Here is an 18,836-nt window from a genome sequence, read left to right on the forward strand (position 1 = left end):
ATTTCACCGCCTAAATCGTATTATCAAGCTCCTCTTTCATTTCAACGACTTGCTCGTACAGTTTAGAGAAAACAAAGCTCAATAAGGCGATGCTAACTCCAACGATGGAAATGATAATACACGGCAAAATAGTAACAGCATACAAATAAACATCATAAGCAAAAAATAAGACTACGGTTATCAAGTTAAATAATACGACTTCACTAGCTGCATATATAGAAATTCGCTTCAAGCACTTCGGTATTTTCACAGAAAAAGGATGGCCTGTTGCAATCAACTTACATACTTTCTTCAAGTCAACTAAAGCAGCAACATATGGGATAGCACAAATATAGAGAACGGCAAGAGAGATGTTCACTACGTAATCCCGCTCTCCCCTAATAACGAGAGCCCCGACTTGGCAAATGCGGTGAATACTAAAGGTGCAGCTAGCAGTGACAGAATGGTAAGCGATAATCCCATCAAGACGACAAGATTTAATACTTTCGCTATCGTTTTGTTTTTCATGTTGGTATTCCTCAACTTTCATGATTTGTGGTACGCCATTAACGATATCCGATCATTTTTTCTTTGTCAATAAAAATTAATTAAAAAACAGATATTATTTGTTATTAAACACTATTTATTTATTGATAAACAACAAAATAATATCAATCTATTCCAGTAATGTCCTAAAATGAACGTTTTATAATCGAATTCAGTAAACTATATATGAATATGATGCGACGCTAATTAGCTAAACAAACAGAAAAAGACCCTATTCAAAGGGTCTTTCTTCTCCATTGCAATCGTAACTTTTCACTTAGATATCAATCGCCACATGAGGCTTGCTATAATGACTAGTTCCACCGCCTCCTACTATTACATAACCCCCTTTATTAAAAAGGAGCCGCTTGCTTGAACCATTTGACAGCAGCACTATGACTTCCGCGCGCTTTGCCAGTGCGATATATTTAACATATCCGCTTCTCAGCACAATAGTCTTCCAATTGTCGTCAAACTCCGAACGAAGTACCCGATTGGAATAGACTTGATTTTCCTTGCGCCCAACACGAGATTTCCCCATCGCAATATCGCCCCTTCACTGATATAGGATTAGTCATCACTCTACTAACCGCTTGCTTGTCAGCAGTATATTCAGCAGCGATTCTCGATGTTTGGGTTATAGAGATAGCTGCCCCATTACAGGGCACTTGTATGCACGATTGCACATAATCTAGTTTACTTTCGACTAGCTGCCGGGCTACTATGTGTACGTTCAGCGATCAATTGTTGATTCGTCCATTTTTGCTTACTGCGAGACATCATAATGCAGGTGGCCACAATGAGACATCCCCCTATAGTCGTATAGATGTCCGGGATTTCGAACCAGAACAAGAAGCCCCATAACACATTAAACACGATGCCAATGTAACGAGTGACCTCCACTACAATCGCATTTTCATGTGTAAATGCCTTCGTCAAAAATACTTGACCTACTAAAGATACAACACCAATTGCGACAAGGTAGATCCATTCTGTTGTATTTGGCATGACAAAGCTATTCCACATCAATGGGATAGAGACAAGCGTAGCCGTAGCTAAAAAATAAAATACAATTTCATAGGCGTGATGACGTTGACTCAAGTAGCGAATAGAAGTGGCAGCACCTGCGCCAAGAACGGCACTTAATAGCCCGATGAGTGCATACATCGAGTAAGATGAGAATTGGAATGGCTTTACTAGCAGTAACGCCCCAACGAACGCAATAGGCATAATATATATCATTTGTCGCGACAGCTTCTCCTTAAGAAAAAAGAAAGCGAGAATAAATACGAAAATAGGAGACATATGTGCGAGTATGGTGGCGTCTGTTAACGATATTTTTGAGATCGCATAAAAGTAAGTAATTAAGTAGAGCGCCCCTAGTACACCCCGCGTTATTAGCATAGGAATCCCCGTTGTAGAGAAGGAAACGTTGCTTTTTCTCATAAGTGTAAAAATAAGGATCGTTCCAATCAAACTACGAAAGAAGGCTACTTCCGTTGAAGGAATCGTAAAGCTGACCGCCTTCACCAGCGCATTCATAATACTGAACACGAGTGATGCCAAAATAGCTAAATAGATACCGTTTTTCATGTTGCACACTCCCATACGCTAAAGATCGCATCTATGTCTTCTATCGTCGAATCAATTAGCATTTCAGGATGGATCGCGGATGCACCCTGTTCAGCAATAAACTGCTGCAATCGCTGCTCAAACAGCTGAATAAGCTGCAAGGTTTGTGGCATTTGCACCTTCATGAATTCCGCCATACCATATAAAGCCTTTAACCGTTTATAATCTTCAAGTGGAATTCGCGGAATCATCCAGCGGCCACGCTCATCTTGGTATATTTGTTTATACGGTACAGCGGAAAAATCAAAGTATTTCCCTTGTTCATCGCTTGATGAGAATGGATCGATTAGCAAGGATGAATACCGAATATAGAGCAAATATTCCTGATGGACCGGCTCTAACTCTACAAAATGTTCAATTTCATAACGTGACAGACTCTCTTCCCGAACAGGATAATTATCATCATTCATAAATTGCAGCAAATTAATCGGCTCGCAACCACAGCTCATTAGGAATCTTGATATTTCCCGCCATAGTTCTGCCATAACATGAATGACTTGAGAAGTAATCGGGCCCTCAGGATAAAGTTTATACATACACTTATTCGAAGGCTCTTTTCGTAGAATCTGATCCAGTGAGAATTCATTAATAAACAAGGGAGGATGAACATACATCGTGATACTCCTGCTCTCTGCTTCCAACGGATTACTTACTACATCACATTGGATGCCCAAGCTTGTTATAAAAAGTTGCAACGGCTGGATAGACCAACTATTAGATTGATTAGAAGCTGCGTAGACCTTCTTCTTCATGGCTTTCGTGTATGCTGTTGTCATAGAAGCTGCATCGAACTTGGTCGCGGCAAAATAAGTAGACAAACTAATAACATCAATGCTTCTATTGATAGGAAGTTCGCTATTGACCAACAAATTCGAACCGAAGCTTGGAGACAGCAATATAATCGTGTGTACGAATGGTAAACGCTCAAATTGAAGCTGACGGATGACATCCCGGTAGCTATCACTTGGGGTACAAATGACAATCGTATCCCAACTTCCCTCTACCTCGATGGTCTGATACCCTGCATAAAAATGTTCGAGTCGAACAGCCCCCTCTAAATGTTGATAATGCTCCCCATGCATACGCGATGTAACACATTGTTGGGATTGTATTAATTCCTGTAATAACTGAGCTGCATGCGGCCCTTCTCGATTTAATAAACCAAGCTTACTGGACCAGCCACGAGATAGTTGTACAGCCGTATGTATCGCTGCAGGCCCAGCACCAATGAGCAGTGTATTCCCAAATGGCGCTGTATTGGCTTGTAATGCTACTCTATTTGGATCGGATGTGTATCTCGTCATATTAAAGCCTCTCCAATACTAGTGTATCGTACAAATGCTGCTCGTCATCGATTTTACGTTGCACCCATTTATCAGCTACATCCGCTTCTAATGGATAATTAAAGATAGATTTGAGGCCATTTCCGTAGCGGACAATAATTTTAGCTTGTGGATTCATATGCTGGCGGAGCTCCTCAAGCACTTCCAGCTTGTTTTTAACTAGCGAAGCAATAATAATATGCGTTGCTTCTCCCGTGTAAGACAGCTCTTGAGCTGTTTTACTCGTGAAGCTGATGCAATTACCCAAACCAGAGGCAGCAGCTACTTGCTGGGCCCATTCAATAGCTTCAGGATCAATATCCAAACAAACGACCTGTGCTCTCGTTTCTCTCGCGATCGTTAAGGCAGAAGTCGGAAAAGCACCTGATCCGATAAACAATACCTTGGAGCTGCTATCAATATGATGCTTTTCCATTTCTTCATTTACGGCTCGCGCCAGTATATCTAAATAATCACTAATATCCGAATGATGCTCACAAGTATGTTTGGCTTGATATTTTTCCATATCGCACAACGCTTGAATGGAGGCTTCTCTCACTTTTTCAGCATACTCCGCTATTTCAGCATGCTCGCCCCATTGGCTCCACCGTTGCAAATTATCATCATTGATCATGAATTGGCACAAATAATCCAATCGTTCTTTCAGCAATTCAAAACAATCACAATGCTGCTTCGAATACGTAGTCAATTCTTTAATTTCAAATTCAAGCAATTTTAAGGAGAGCAGATAATGATATTTGTCTTTCATAGACAGCTCCTCCATTCATAAAGGTTCTATTTATTCCTAACGTCAAGAAGCTGACGAAGTCCATCTCCAATCAAATTGCATGACATAACGACGATCATGATACACAAGCCTGGGTAAATCATAAGTTGTGGCATTGTCTGAAAATAGGGTCTACCATCATTCAGCATGGCCCCCCACTCAGGTGTTGGCGGTTGTGCGCCTAATCCTAAATAAGAGAGCGAGGAGACAATCAAAATGATCTTCCCGATATCCAACGAAGCAAGAACGATGACTGGAGATACAATATGCGGCAGCAGCTGCCTTCGAATCATATGCCATGTACCAAAGCCTGCTGCACGTGCTGCCTCCATATATTCCTTCTCACGCTCCAACAGGATAATGCTTCGTACAAGCCGTACATACTCAATCCATTTGACTGCAATGATAGCTATTAATAGATTCGTAATGCTCGGACCTAGAAAGCCTGAAACCGCAATCGCCACAATAATTTCAGGCAATGCACCAACACCATCAACAACTCTCATGATGAAAGAATCTAGACGTCCTCCTACGTAGCCAGTTAGAAGTCCTATCGGTACACCTATGAAAATAGTTGCTGTAATCACGATGCCTGCTAAACTCAATGTCATATGTGCCCCTGATGCCAATCGTGAGAAAATACATCTCCCTAGATGATCGGTGCCAAGCGGATATTCCCAACTGGCAGGCCCGAGACGTTCCGACATTTGGATGAGCAAAGGGTCATTAGGTACTAGATAGCTTCCTGCAATAACAAACAAGATTAGCGTAAAAAAAATAACAGAGCCAACCAACATAAGCGGATAACGAAGCAGCTTTTTCCAAAAGGAAGTACTGCTTCGCTGATGCGTAAGCGCAGCGCTAGACATCGTATTGTAATGGGAACTCATATCATCCTCCCCTTCACATAGCGAACTCGAGGATCGATCCATGTATAACTTATATCGATAAGCAGATTAACCATCACGATCATCGTTCCAGAAATCATGACGTATGCCTGAATGACAGGGTAATCGCGCTTAAAGATAGCTTCGATAGCCATATCCCCTAGGCCCGGCCAAGAAAACAGCGTTTCAATAATGACTGAACCTGCCAAAATGCTTCCCACACTCGAACCCAATACCGTCATGACAGGAATCAACGCGGCACGCAGTGCATGTTTGCACATAATCCGCCATTCCCCTATACCTCGCGCACGCGCAGTACGTATGTAGTCCTGTGCAAGCACCTCTAACAATCCCGCTCGCAGCATACGTGCATATATGGCAGCCAAACCGAACCCAAGCGTAATACTAGGTAAAATGAGATGTACAGCAGAACCCATCCCCATCGTTGGCAGCCAGCCTAATTGATAAGAAAAACCGTAGATAAGCATAAGTCCCAACCAGAAGGCAGGTATCGATGCACCTAATAATGCAAGCACGCTGCTAACATGATCGATCCATTTCCCTTCATATTTCGCTGCTACGATCCCTAGGGGTATCGAGATGACCAGCATGACAATTAAACTACCTGCGGCAAGCTCCAAAGTAGCTGGTAAACGTTCTAAAACGTCTTGCACGACAGGCTTGCCATTAATAAGCGAGTTCCCAAAGTCGAATTGCATGATGCTGTACATCCAGCGTAAATATTGAATGTATACAGGCTGATCAAGCCCTAGCTCTTTTCTAAGCGCTTCTTCATCTGCGGATGTAGCAACCACTTCGTCCGCACGCAAAATAGTAAACACAGGATCGCCAGGAGCTAATTTCATTAACGTGAATGTAAATAGCGATAGAAAAAATAAAACGATCCCCAGTTGCAACAGCCGTTCTTTAACGATGTTTAGCATGCTATTTCACATCCATTTTGTTCGTAATGATATAGTACTCCTCCGCTCCAGGCGCCCAATTAAGAACACGTTTATTCATGCCAACTAAGATGTTTGGGTATGCAACGTATGAATGTGGTACTTCATCTTGAACAACAGAGACTACTTCTTTGGACAGCTTCATTCGAGCCTCTTGATCCTCACTTGCATTAAGCTGCTTAAGTACAGGTGCTAAATGATTCACTTCAATATTACCTGGATTCAGGGCACCGCCTTGCTGATAAGCAGCATTAAGGAAGTATCCACCATCTCCTCGCGGAGCGGACAAACTACTATAGGTGACCATGTCCCACTGATCATTTTCTCGCAAATGCGCATCAATGTTCTCTACGATCTTAATCTCAACTTGAACCCCAATCTTCGCTGCCTCTGACTGGAATAATTGAGCGATCAGCGTAAGCTCTGGACGAGTCTTATACGTAATGAGTTGGATGCTCAATGGCACGTCATTCTTTTCAAGTTTGCCATTCGAGTTAGGCTTATACCCTGCTTCTTGTAGAAGTTCCAAAGCTTTGGCAGAGTTAAAGGCAGGAATCTCGCCATCATTTCCAAATGGCAATGTCTTAGGGAATGGTCCGTTAGCTGGCTGTCCATGTCCGAACATAATTCCTTCTACAACCATTTTGCGATCAACGAGCAGATCAAATGCCTTTCTTACGCGTATATCCTGCATATGCGGTCGTCTAGCATTATAGATTAGATAGTGAACACGAAGGCCTGTAACCGACTCCACTGTTAAATTGTTATCAAGCTCCAATGCTTCTATCGATTCAGCAGGCAGCTGATAGGCGATGTCTGCCTCCTTCGACTGGAGGGCCATCATTCTCACATTTGCATCCTCGTTAAATTGAAATGATACTTCATCCAACATCGCAGGTGTATCCCAATAGCCCTCGTAACGAACGAGGTTCGCCTCACGGTTAGGTGCGAATGAAGCTACCTTGAATGCCCCCGTCCCTACAGGCTTATCGTTGAATGACATCGTACCGACTTTAGCTTCCGCAGCTGTACTAACAATCGAGGTGTACGGATTGATGAATTCAGAAGGCAATGCCGGATTTGGCTCAGATGTTACAATGGTGAGCTCCTGCCCCTTCGCCTCCATAGAAGCTATTTTTAATGCCCTTGAAAGGGATTGATTCGACTTCAACGAACGTTCAAGTGATGACTTAACTGCTGCGGCATCCATCTTTACCCCGTCATGAAAGGTCACCTTGTCTCGAAGTACAAACACCCACGTGTGTGGATCGATCGATTTCCATTCCTTGGCTAGCCATGGGCTCGGCTTCATCTCGCTGTCGAGCTTTACCAACGTCTCTACTGCTCCTGCTCGCAGTGGTGCCCAACTGTTATGTGGGTCTAATGTATTGACCGAAAGATGATAAATCATCGTTACCTTCTTCGTTTTCTTTTGCGTACTATCAGTAGACCCTCCCGTACTGCATCCCGAAACGAAAAGCATCCAACATAGGACTAACAATATTGTTGCTTTATGCTTGCTACTATTCATGGAATCCTCCTTATATCTGTTCATTTATAGAATACTTGCCTACCCTCTACAATGGCTGCCTCCTTTCGTAGCAACCATTTGTTATTCGTAATAATTACGATTAATTAAGGCTATAATATCCATTTCATTTGTTGATGTCAACTAAAAAAAGCTGTTAGCGTTAACTAGCTGCTGAACGAAATTACTAAAAATACTACGATTTCCCCGCGATTATGAACGAAAAAAGAACCTTCAGCGCCAATTATGGCATTGAAGGTTCTTCGATCGATTCTAACGTTCTTCCTTAATGAGCGTGGTGACTGTGACCAGTTCCCGATGTAACGACTTTCCAGACGCCAGCTTTACCAGGCTCTTCCCCTTGTGTCCACCAAGCCGCTTGGTAAGTAACACCGTTAAATGTTACTTTTGCACCACCAACATAAGCTTTCTTAGCGTTCCACTCAAGTGTTACATTGCTAATCAATTTCCATGCATCAGAGTTATCAGGTGTGTTGCCTTGTGTCCAATAAGCAGCTTGATACTCCAAGCCATTGTATTGAACTTTATCTCCGCCTACATATACTTTCGTTGCATCCCAAGCAGGAAGTGTGCCGTTACCAGGTGTTCCTGGATTTGGGTTTCCAGGGTTGCCGTTATCACTTGGAAGTGTTGTAGCGGATACTGCGCTGGATAATGAAGACTTTTTGCCTGCTGCATCCACCGCACGTACGGTATAGCTGTAAGCTGTGCTAGCAGTCAAACCATTATCAGTAAATGTCGTTTGGTTAACTGTGTTAACTAATGTTCCATTGCGGTATACTTCGTAAGCTGCTGCTTTTGCAGAAGCAGTCCAGTTAATTTCAACGCTAGTTGCGGAAACAGCTTTTGCAACAACATTTTTCGGAGCTGTAATTGGCTCAACTGGTGCAGTGCCATCGTTTACAAGATTAACGTCGATAACTTGGTAGAAAGCATTCGGAGTATCTGCGATTTCCCAAACACCGAGAATTAAATGATAACCACTGCGGTCGCTTGGTACTTCGCATTCATGAGATGTCGTTTTAGAAGGTTTTTTGCCACCATCATAGTAGTAACAGAACTGCTCCAAATCAGCACGAGTCAACGGCTTGTTTGGGTTCCAATCTTTTTTCGTGATGTAATATTTCCACTCTTTTGTAGCATGCGGAGCTGTCAAATGCCATGTGAATGTTTGCTTGCCGCTGTTCAGCGTTTGCTTCTGCCAACGATCAGCTGTTTGCTCATACAATTCAGGGAAGATGCCTCCACCCGTGATTTCACCGTCTTTTGGACCAGCAGCTGGGAAGTTACCGATCGCTTCCACGCTTTGTGGTTCATATTGAATCGCACCACACTTCGTGTTTGTTCCTTGTTTACATAGTAAAGCACGGCTGGAAGGTGACTCAATGTAACCATGCGCCGATGCTTTGTCAGCTACAGCTAAAGAACCTACACCTAACAAAATAAACGTACCGAGAACGACCAATAATGGCGATACTCCTGAGAACAAGCTTTTCAACGTAATTTGTTGCTTCATAACGTAATCTTACCTCCTACAAGTATGGTTTTTTTCTGATAGGCTGGTATGCTATGTATCCCCTATCACTTCTCATATGAACCTGTGCTAGTTGACCTCCTCGTCTACATCGTTTACTGTTCACGCTTGTCATTATATTACATCCTATGTCAATTTAACGTAGTTCTAACTCACCAAATTTCTATCTCGTTCTACTTATTTCTGCATAGGAAATTGTAAACTATTGCTCAATCCGATCACTTGGACTTACAAATATAGGATCAAAGTATGACAAATTACTTAACTACACTAACCTTTTGCATGAAAGATAATTGACTAGGTTACCACTCTTTTTTGATCATTAGCAGGAAAATAATCTACTTATATCCAATTAATCTATAGCCATAATCATGTTGTCTAACCTATTGGAGGTGGGTCGTGATGCAAGTAGATGCTGTGTTCGAGGGAGGCGGAGTACGAGGAATCTCCTTTATCGGTGCTATTGAGCAAATAGAAGCAGCCGGCTACACGTGGCGGCATATCGCCGGGACATCAGCAGGGTCAATCTTCGCTGCATTATTAGCAAGCGGCTATACTTCTAACGAGTTAAAAGAGCTTATGTACGGATTAGATTATACGAGCTTACTTGGTCGCAATTGGCTGCACCACATTCCCCTTGCAGGACAGGCCATCCCAATGCTCCTCTATTCTGGTATTTACAGCAATACGGTGTTGGAGCAGTATATGACAACTTGGTTACTTCAGAAAAATGTCCATACCTTTGCCGATCTGTCCCAAGACAAGCTAAAAATCATCGCTTCTGATGTTAGCAGTGGCAACATTGTCGTATTTCCTGATGACCTTCCTAAGTACGGCATCTCACCTTCTGATTTTCCCGTAGCAACAGCTGTGCGTATGAGCACAACTATTCCCTTTTTCTTTCGACCGTATCGCTGGCATACCCCTACTAATATAAAGCCTTATTACATTGTTGATGGGGCGCTGCTCAGTAATTTCCCTATCTGGATCTTTGATGTGGAAGACACACCTGTTTGTCCAACCTTTGGCTTTCGGCTTTCAGAGAAAAAAATATTTGCTCCACACCATCCGATAGAGGGACCATTTTCATTGTTTAGCGCGATGTTCAAAACGATGCTGCAAGCTCATGATCAGAGGCATGTGGACATGCATGGGGAAAGCCGCACGATGTTTATTCGTACAGGTCCTATTACACCTACGGACTTCGATATAAGTGAAGAAGATCGGGCATATTTGTACGAGGAAGGCAAAATTGCTGCACAGCAGTTTCTTAAGAGATGGGACTTTGAAGCGTATAAGAAAAAGTTTCGTTTAAATACCGTATAAAGAACCTGTCATAGACTAATAATTCATCATTTTGCCAAAGTCAGCACAACTCGAATGAGATATTGCAAGCAAAATAAACGGCCTTCGTCCAATGATAATTCAGGACTAAGGCCGTTTGTTACAACGACGAACAGTAGGATTTCATACTTACTTTTTATTTATTTTTGAGCAGCGATGGAACTACGCTGTGCCCCCTTTGCCGTTGATCCTTGAATCGCCAGCTTCTGTTTGCTCCGAGACATCATAATGCAGGTCGCTACGATTAAGCATCCTCCTAAAATCGTATACACATCAGGTATTTCGAACCAGAACAGGAATCCCCATAATGCGTTGAATACGATGCCAATATATCGGGTGACTTCTACAACAATGGCATTTTCGTGTGTAAAAGCCTTCGTCAAAAACACCTGCCCAATTAAAGATACGACGCCTATTGCAATCAGGTAGACCCATTCTTCAGGATTTGGCATTACAAAGCTATCCCACATAAGAGGAAGGGATACAAGTGTAGCCGTCGCTAAGAAATAAAACACAATTTCATAAGCGTGATGACGTTGACTTAAGTAGCGGATAGAGGTAGCTGCACCTGCGCCAAGAATAGCGCTCAATAAGCCTACAAGTGCATAAATCGAATAAGTAGAAAATTCGAATGGATTGACTAACAGTATGGCTCCAAGGAACGCGATCGGCATAATATAGAGCATTTGTCGTGATAACTTTTCTTTGAGAAAAAAGAACGCTAAAATAAACACAAAAATGGGCGACATATGAGCGAGTATCGTAGCATCCGTTAATGATATTTTCGAAATTGCATAAAAGTAAGTAATTAAGTACAACGCCCCTAGAACACCACGTGTTATGAGCATTGGAATACCTGTTGTGGAAAAGGAAACGCTGCTGCGTTTCATTAACGCAAAAATAAGTATCGTTCCGATTATGCTGCGAAAAAATGCCACTTCTGTTGGTGGAATCGTAAAACTAACCGCCTTCACAAGTGCATTCATAATGCTGAATATAAGCGACGCTAATATGGCTAAATAGACCCCATTCTTCATGTTAATCGCCTCCATTCTGTGTAAATGGTTTCTATTTCTTCGCTTGTCGTATCGTTACACATCTCAGGATGGATGGCACTCATTCCCTTTTCGACAATAAACTGCTCCAAGCGCCGCTCGAACCGTTGAATCAATTGCCCTGCCTGCGGCATTTCCACGTTCATCAGCTCCGCCAAACCATAAATCACTTTTAATCGCCTATAGTCCTCAAAAGGGATTCGTGGAATGATCCAGCGTCCCGCTTCATCTTGATAGACTGTTTTGTAGGGCACCGCAGAGAAATCAAAATATTTCCCCTCTTCGTCCGCCGATGAAAATGGATCGATGAGAAGTGAGGCATAACGAATATACAGCAAATACTCCTGCTGGGTCGTCTCCAGCTCTACAAAATGTTCAATTTCATAGCGGGACAGGCTCTCTTCATGGACTGGATAATTATCATCATTCATAAATTGCAGCAAGTTAATTGGCTCTGACCTGCAGCTGCTTAGAAATCTGGATATTTCGCGCCACAACTGTGCCATAATGTGAATCACCTGCGGTGTAATCGGTCCTTCTGGATAAAGCTTGTACATAAATTTCTTTGACGGGAAAGGATGAAGTATTTGATCTAATGAAAATTCATTGATAAACAACGGGGGATGAACATACATCGTTATGCTGCGACTTTCTGCTTCTATTGGATTACTCACCACTTCACAAGCAACACCTAAGCTTGATATAAAACGCTGTAAATGGATGATTGATAAACTGTTGGAATGACTTGAGCCTACGTACACTTTTTTCTTCATCGCTTTGGTGTACACGGTTGTGATGGAAGTGGAATCGAACTTCGTTGCGGCAAAATAAGTCGACAAACTTATGACATCGATGTTTCTATCGGTAGGAAGCTCGCTATGTACAAGCAGATTCGAGCCAAAGTTTGGAGAGAGTAAAATAATCGTACTTACTGTAGACATTCGATCTAACTTAAGGCTGCGAATGACTTCACGATAACTATCGCATGGTGTACAAAGAAAGATGGTTTCCCAGTTTCCTTCAACCTCAATGCCATTGTAACCTGTATAAAAATGATGCAGTTGAACACTTCCCGTTAAATGCTGCAGCCGTTCGCCCTGCAACCGCGAAGTAATCATATGATTGGATTGATGTAGCTCATCATTTAATCGTACAGCATGCGGACCTTCTCGATTCAGCATACCAAGCTTATCCGACCAGCCGTGAGACAATTGTACGGCTACATGGATAGCTGCTGGACCAGCTCCGATAAGCAGCGTATTGCCAAATGGGCTTGAACGAATCTCTTGTTCCTCTGCTGCACCCTGATTATGAATGGTCGCTTGTTTAGTCATATTATCGCTTCTCCAATACTAAAGTATCGTACAAGTTTTGTTTATCATCCATTTTATGATGCACCCAATCATGAGCCACATCTTCCTCAAGCGGGTAATTAAATATGGACTTGAGCCCATTGCCATAACGTACAATAATTTTAGCGAAGGGATTCATATGATGACGAAGCTCTTCCAGTACCTCCAGCTTGTTCTTAACAAGTGAAGCGATAATAATATGCGTTGCTTCTATCGTGAACGGAAGCTCTTGAATCTTCTTGCTCGTGAAGCTGATGTGGCCTGACAAGCCTGAAGCTGCTGCTACCTGCTCTGCCCACTCGATCGCTTCAGGATCAATATCCAAGCAGACAACCTGTGCTTTTGTTTCTCTCGCAATCGTTAAGGCAGTAGTCGGAAAAGCACCTGAGCCGACAAATAGCACCTTGGAATTACTGTCTATGTGATGATTTTTCATTTCCTCATTTACAGCGCCCGCTAATATATCTAAATAATCACTAATGTCCGATGCGCGTTCGCATGTATGCTGCGCTTGATATTTTTCCATATCACACAGCGCCTGTATGGACGCCTCTCTCACTTTCTCCGCATATTCCACTATTTCTGTATGATTGCCCCATTGGCTCCACCGTTCCAAATTATCATGATTAATCATGAATTGACACAAGTGATCCAATCGATCCTTTAACAATTCAAAACAATCACCATACTGCTTAGAAAAAGCAGTCAGTTCTCTAATTTCAAACTCAAGCAATTTTAAAGAAAGCAAATAATGATATTTGTCTTTCATATCTATGAACCTCCGTTCTAATGGCAAATCTATCAGAAAACGAAAACGTACATTATTTTGTACATAGATGCAGGTTTAAACTAAAAGGTTGGAAACAGAAGTGTTTGAAATGTTTGAAGTGCTGCTACATTTTGAGGAGTAAATGATTACGCTGGATATAGAAGGAGAAATGGCAGAAGGACACAGAGCCGCTGCGTCCTCTGCCCTATTAGGTACTAGGAACAGGTCAATAAACTCCCCCTAGTCCTAATGAACGAATAGCGTGTTGCACTATTATGATTTATATTTTTTTGTGCCTTATGTTTAGGAGCTGCCGCAGACCATCCCCAATCAAATTACAAGACATCACAACCAACATTATACATAACCCTGGATAGATCATCATTTCTGGGATCGTTTGAAAGTATGGCCTTCCATCATTCAGCATAGCTCCCCATTCAGGTGCTGGCGGTTGAGCCCCTAAGCCTAAATAAGATAGCGACGAGATGATAAGAATGATCTTCCCTATATCTAATGAGGCAAGAATAACAACTGGAGATATAATGTGCGGCAGCAGTTGCCTTCTGATCATATGCCATGTACCAAATCCTGCTGCACGCGCAGCTTCAATATACTCCTTCTCTCTCTCGATCAATACAATACTGCGCACCAATCTTACATACTCAATCCATTTGACTGCAATGATCGCAATAAGCAAATTGGTTAAACTCGGGCCTAAAAATCCTGAAACCGCAATGGCTACTATAATTTCAGGCAATGCTCCAATACCATCGACAACTCTCATGATGAACGAATCAAGCCGCCCTCCTGCGTAACCACACAGCAATCCTAACGGTACCCCGATGATAATGGTTACTATAATGATGATACCTGCTACACCTAATGTCAGCTTTGCTCCCTCCGCCAAACGAGTGAATATGCATCTTCCTAGATGATCAGTCCCCAACGGATAATTCCAGCTAGCTGGTTGCAGCCGTTCTGACATTTGGATGTGCAGTGGATCATTAGCAACGAAACAAGGGCCAACCAGTACGATCAGGATGAACGTAACAAGTATAGCGGTTCCAATCGTCAATTGAGGAACTTGCCACATGGGCTTCCAGTAAGAAGCAATTCTACGTTTTTCAGCAACATCAACATTCGTCATGCTGCGTGTAGAACTCACATCATCTCCCCTTTCCTATAACGGACACGTGGATCTATCCACGTATAACATAAATCGATCATTAAATTGACCATAACCATTAAACAGCCAGAAATCATAACATACGCTTGTATGACGGGGTAGTCTCGATTAAATATCGCATCAATGACCATATCACCTAAGCCCGGCCAAGAAAATAATGTCTCGATGATGACCGAGCCTGCCAGGATACTGCCAGCGCTTGAGCCGAACACTGTCATCACAGGAATTAACGCCGCACGAAGTGCGTGTTTATACATGATCCGCCACTCCCCTACACCACGCGCTCGGGCGGTTCGTATATATTCCTGTGCCAACACCTCTAATATCCCAGCTCTTAACAAGCGCGCATATATGGCAGCCAAGCCAAAACCAAGCGTGATACTAGGCAGAATAAGATGTGCAGCAGAGCCCGTGCCCATCGTTGGTAGCCAACCAAGTCGATAAGAAAAGCCATAGATCAGCATAAGCCCGAGCCAAAAGGCAGGTATCGAAGCACCAAGTAAGGCTAGGATGCTGCTTACATGATCAAGCCACTTTCCCTCATATTTCGCGGCCAACATGCCAAGTGGAATCGAAATAGCGAGCATAACGAACAAACTACCTGCTGCAAGTTCCAAAGTAACCGGAAAGCGTTCTATCATATTTTGCCAAACAGGCTTGCCATTGATAAGAGAAGTTCCAAAATCGAGCTGTACAAGCCTAGCTAGCCAATCTGTGTATTGAATGAACAGCGGCTGATGAAGGCCAAGCTCCTTTCTTAGCGCTTCTTCATCTGCTGTTGTGGCAGCCACTTCATCTGCTTTTAATATGATGAACACAGGGTCACCGGGGGCTAACTTCATTAATGTAAATGTTACTAAAGAGAGCAAAAACAATACGATCCCTAGTTGTATGAGTCGTTCTTTGATCATCGTCAGCATGTTAGTTCACATCTAATTTGTTCGTAATGATATAATACTCCTCTGCCCCAGGTGTCCAATTAAGAACACGATTATTTACACCAATTACATTATTCGGATATACAAGATAAGAATGTGGAACTTCCTTTTGAATAAGAGAGACTGCTTCCTTTGACAGCTGTATGCGAGTAGGTATACTTTCTGTGGAATTGAGCTGTTCCAATGTAGGTGTCAGCTTGCTAACTTCAACATTTCCCGGATTCAAGGCTCCTCCCTTCTGATATGCAGCGTTAAGGAAATAACCACCGTCTCCACGTGGGGCAGATAGATTGCTATAGGTGACCAGATCCCATTGGTCACTTTCACGCAAATGTGCATCGACATTCTCTACCAGCTTGATCTCGATTTCCATGCCTAGCTTGGCTGCTTCAGATTGGATTAATTGAGCGATAAGCGGAAGTTCTGGCCGAGTTTTGTACGTGATGAGCTGGAGTTTCAGCGGGCTACCGTCTTTCTCCAGCTTGCCATTTGAATTCCGCTGATACCCCGCTCTAGTCAAAAGCTCTGATGCTTTGAGTGAATTCAATGCAGTGACCTTATCATCACTCCCAAAAGGCAATATGGTCGGGAACGGTCCATTCGCTGGTTGTGCATGGCCTAGCATTAAATCTTGCGCAATGGTTTCACGATTGATAAGCAAATCTAGCGCTTTTCGTACCTGAATATCCTTCATATGAGGACGACTGGCATTATAAATAAAATAATGAACACGAAGCCCTGGAATCGACTTCACATGGAATTGATTATCTTTTTCTAACGCTGCCAATGATTCAGCAGGTAATTGATAGGCAATGTCTACCTCCTTCGACTGGAGTGCCATCATTCTCACATTCGCATCTTCATTGAATTGGTAGGAGACTTCATCCAGAATGGCTGGCGCGTCCCAATAACCCTCGTAACGAATTAATTTTATTTCGCGATCAGGTGCAAATGAAGTAACTCGGAAAGGTCCTGTTCCAATAGGTGCATAGTTGAAAGCGCTAGTCCCTACTTTATTTTCAGCTGCTGTACTAATAATTGAGGTGTATGGATTGACTAATTCGGAAGGAAGTGCTGGATTAGGCTCAGCTGTTACAATAGTAAGCTGTTGTCCTTGAGCCTCCATGGAAGATATGTTAAGCGCTCTTGAAAGTGATGGATTGGCCTCCAAGGCACGCTCTAGCGAAGATTTCACTGCTGCTGCATCCATGTTTGAGCCGTCATGGAAAATAACATTTTCCCGAATCGTAAATAGCCAGGTAAGCTTATCTTGAGCTTTCCATTCCGCAGCTAGCCACGGGCTTGGCTTCAATTCACTATCAAGCTTTACGAGTGTTTCGACTGCTCCTGCACGCAAAGCCGCCCAGCTATTATGGGGATCTAGTGTGTTAGCCGACAGATGATGAATGACAGTTACTTTTTTCGCATTTTTATTGGTATCTTCATCAGCATTCATTGAAGTACAACCCGCAGTAAGCAGTAACCAACAAATAAATAGAAAAGGTATCGTTCTATATTTAGTTATGTTCATATAATCCTCCTCTAGTTCAATATGATATGAAAACCTACCTGATGGACCCTATATAATGTATACCTCCTCTCTCTTTATACCAATGCGTGCTATTTGATTAGTCTCACCTCCAATTCAACAACCAATCGACAAGGTTTCTTACTTATCGTGCAATACATACACATTACTTGTCTTTTCCTTTCATATGTATTATCGACTAACAATTAGTATATTCCAATAGCTAAAAAGGGCTACTTTTTAGCTATCTAATAATCATAAAATGTGGACAAAGATTATATCATTAATGATCATTCATTCATAAATAAAGCCGATTATCAGATAGATAATCGGCTTTGTACCGTTGTTGACTAGCAAGCACATGCTGCTTAGGTCCACCTCCTTCTACACTTCACATTCTTAGTTCAAATGAATATTTTTGCTCTTGCGGTAAGCTGTTGGCGTCATATCCATTCTCGTTTGAAACACACGAATAAACGTCGGATAAGACTTAAAACCTGCTTCGTAACCAACCTCAGTTATTTTCATATCGGTTCCTATTAATAGATTGCAAGCGTGAGCAACACGAATACGCTCTAAGAAGGAATAATAATTTTCCCCGACCATCTGCTTAAAGGAAATACTAATATAAGAGACGCTGTAATTAAACTTTTTGGCAAGCATCTCTAGCGTGATGTCTTCTTTAAAGTTCTGATACACATAATGTATAACTTCCCACATTCCTTTGCGATGCGTCAGCTCGTGCGCCAACTTCTGTCTTAACCCTGCCTGCGTCTGGCGGAAGCGATCGAATATAATAAACAGCTGCATTAACTTAGCCAAAAACATCATTCGGTTCCAAGGCTTCGTATCCAGCACTTCTTCATGCATTTCTTGAAGTAAAGCCAGTACTTGATTGCCTGTTGATTCATTTAATTTATAGGTTGTGTTCTCATCATCTTCCGCTTGCTTAAGCAAACTGTGCAAGGTCAGAAATGAATCCCCTTCTCCAAAAAATGCTTTTAATCCAATAGCTCCTACATAAAGAAATAATTCCTCATCTGGCTCGATTTCGATCTCATGTACTTGATGAGGGAACAATAGTGTAAAGGTACCCGGTATTAATTCCTTCTCAATTCCATTGATTATTTCTTTTCCTTTGCCCTTGAACGTATAAGTGAACTCAATAAAATGATGGACATGAGCAGGAACTGGCTTGGTTAAATGATGAATTTTGAGAGTAAAAGGGAAATCTCCGTGAATTTCTTCGTCGCCATGTAAATTGTGCGGGATCAAACGATATCACTCTTTTCCGGATCTAAGATGTCAATGATTGCTTTCCATTTCATTTTATCATCAAAAATGATAGAAATAATAAAAATTTGATAGGTGAATCCATCAAATTCTCTCTACAATTATAGTAGTGCATTCGTTGCATTAGCAAAATTACGATGCAGTGACAAACATCATTGCTGCTTAATTATAAC

18 protein-coding genes are annotated in these 18,836 nt (G+C 42.2%); 1 reads left to right on the forward strand and 17 read right to left on the reverse strand.

Translation table 11 applies throughout. The annotated features are described in order from the left end of the window. Positions 1–10 precede the first annotated feature (10 nt). The 10 genes from IFO66_RS03465 to IFO66_RS03510 form a co-directional block, all read right to left on the reverse strand. Complete coding sequence (locus IFO66_RS03465) at positions 11–358, reverse strand: DUF2975 domain-containing protein (RefSeq protein ID WP_192023806.1); 348 nt, start codon at positions 356–358, stop codon at positions 11–13. After that, the gene (locus IFO66_RS03470) at positions 358–507 is read right to left on the reverse strand and encodes a hypothetical protein (RefSeq protein ID WP_192023807.1); all 150 of its coding nucleotides are present in this window, start codon (positions 505–507) and stop codon (positions 358–360) included. The genes IFO66_RS03465 and IFO66_RS03470 overlap by 1 nt, the downstream gene beginning before the upstream one ends. Positions 508–802: 295 nt before the next feature. Beyond that, on the reverse strand, positions 803–1,066 hold the full coding sequence (locus tag IFO66_RS03475; protein ID WP_192023808.1) for a hypothetical protein: 264 nt from the start codon (positions 1,064–1,066) through the stop codon (positions 803–805). A gap of 155 nt (positions 1,067–1,221) precedes the next feature. Then, positions 1,222–2,118 (reverse strand): DMT family transporter, encoded by an 897-nt coding sequence (locus IFO66_RS03480; protein WP_273014995.1) that lies wholly within the window; start codon positions 2,116–2,118, stop codon positions 1,222–1,224. After that, positions 2,115–3,461, reverse strand: a complete 1,347-nt coding sequence (locus IFO66_RS03485) for an opine metallophore biosynthesis dehydrogenase (protein WP_192023810.1) — start codon at positions 3,459–3,461, stop codon at positions 2,115–2,117. The genes IFO66_RS03480 and IFO66_RS03485 overlap by 4 nt, the downstream gene beginning before the upstream one ends. Position 3,462: 1 nt before the next feature. Beyond that, the gene (locus IFO66_RS03490; RefSeq protein WP_192023811.1) at positions 3,463–4,248 is read right to left on the reverse strand and encodes a nicotianamine synthase family protein; all 786 of its coding nucleotides are present in this window, start codon (positions 4,246–4,248) and stop codon (positions 3,463–3,465) included. A 26-nt stretch (positions 4,249–4,274) separates the two neighbouring features. Next, the gene (gene nikC / locus IFO66_RS03495) at positions 4,275–5,156 is read right to left on the reverse strand and encodes a nickel transporter permease (RefSeq protein WP_192023812.1); all 882 of its coding nucleotides are present in this window, start codon (positions 5,154–5,156) and stop codon (positions 4,275–4,277) included. Further along, entirely contained in the window at positions 5,153–6,097 is a 945-nt protein-coding gene (nikB, locus tag IFO66_RS03500; RefSeq protein WP_192023813.1) for a nickel ABC transporter permease, read from the reverse strand. The genes nikC (IFO66_RS03495) and nikB (IFO66_RS03500) overlap by 4 nt, the downstream gene beginning before the upstream one ends. Position 6,098: 1 nt before the next feature. Beyond that, complete coding sequence (nikA, locus tag IFO66_RS03505; RefSeq protein ID WP_192023814.1) at positions 6,099–7,646, reverse strand: nickel ABC transporter substrate-binding protein; 1,548 nt, start codon at positions 7,644–7,646, stop codon at positions 6,099–6,101. A gap of 283 nt (positions 7,647–7,929) precedes the next feature. Then, on the reverse strand, positions 7,930–9,180 hold the full coding sequence (locus tag IFO66_RS03510) for a lytic polysaccharide monooxygenase (RefSeq protein ID WP_192023815.1): 1,251 nt from the start codon (positions 9,178–9,180) through the stop codon (positions 7,930–7,932). Positions 9,181–9,600: 420 nt separating this feature from the next. Here IFO66_RS03510 and IFO66_RS03515 point away from each other — a divergent pair, with 420 nt between their 5' ends. Then, positions 9,601–10,524 (forward strand): patatin-like phospholipase family protein, encoded by a 924-nt coding sequence (locus IFO66_RS03515; RefSeq protein ID WP_192024245.1) that lies wholly within the window; start codon positions 9,601–9,603, stop codon positions 10,522–10,524. A 158-nt stretch (positions 10,525–10,682) separates the two neighbouring features. Here IFO66_RS03515 and IFO66_RS03520 read toward each other — a convergent pair whose 3' ends face one another. From IFO66_RS03520 to IFO66_RS03550, 7 genes are all read right to left on the reverse strand, one after another. Next, a complete protein-coding gene (locus IFO66_RS03520; protein WP_192023816.1) occupies positions 10,683–11,579 on the reverse strand; it encodes a DMT family transporter in 897 nt (298 codons plus the stop codon). Continuing rightward, positions 11,576–12,931 (reverse strand): opine metallophore biosynthesis dehydrogenase, encoded by a 1,356-nt coding sequence (locus IFO66_RS03525; RefSeq protein ID WP_192023817.1) that lies wholly within the window; start codon positions 12,929–12,931, stop codon positions 11,576–11,578. The genes IFO66_RS03520 and IFO66_RS03525 overlap by 4 nt, the downstream gene beginning before the upstream one ends. A 1-nt stretch (position 12,932) precedes the next feature. Continuing rightward, entirely contained in the window at positions 12,933–13,718 is a 786-nt protein-coding gene (locus IFO66_RS03530; protein WP_192023818.1) for a nicotianamine synthase family protein, read from the reverse strand. A 280-nt stretch (positions 13,719–13,998) separates the two neighbouring features. Continuing rightward, on the reverse strand, positions 13,999–14,811 hold the full coding sequence (gene nikC / locus IFO66_RS03535; RefSeq protein ID WP_475596250.1) for a nickel transporter permease: 813 nt from the start codon (positions 14,809–14,811) through the stop codon (positions 13,999–14,001). 68 nt (positions 14,812–14,879) lie between these two features. After that, positions 14,880–15,824: a nickel ABC transporter permease gene (gene nikB, locus IFO66_RS03540; protein WP_192023819.1), complete on the reverse strand. Its 945-nt coding sequence runs from the start codon at positions 15,822–15,824 to the stop codon at positions 14,880–14,882. Position 15,825: 1 nt separating this feature from the next. Next, positions 15,826–17,373, reverse strand: coding sequence for a nickel ABC transporter substrate-binding protein (gene nikA, locus IFO66_RS03545; RefSeq protein ID WP_192023820.1), 1,548 nt, complete (start codon positions 17,371–17,373; stop codon positions 15,826–15,828). 396 nt (positions 17,374–17,769) lie between these two features. Next, entirely contained in the window at positions 17,770–18,645 is an 876-nt protein-coding gene (locus IFO66_RS03550; protein WP_192023821.1) for a helix-turn-helix transcriptional regulator, read from the reverse strand. Positions 18,646–18,836: the final 191 nt, after the last annotated feature.

Origin of the sequence: Paenibacillus arenosi, assembly GCF_014841135.1 — a bacterium.
Taxonomy (GTDB): domain Bacteria; phylum Bacillota; class Bacilli; order Paenibacillales; family Paenibacillaceae; genus Paenibacillus_B; species Paenibacillus_B arenosi.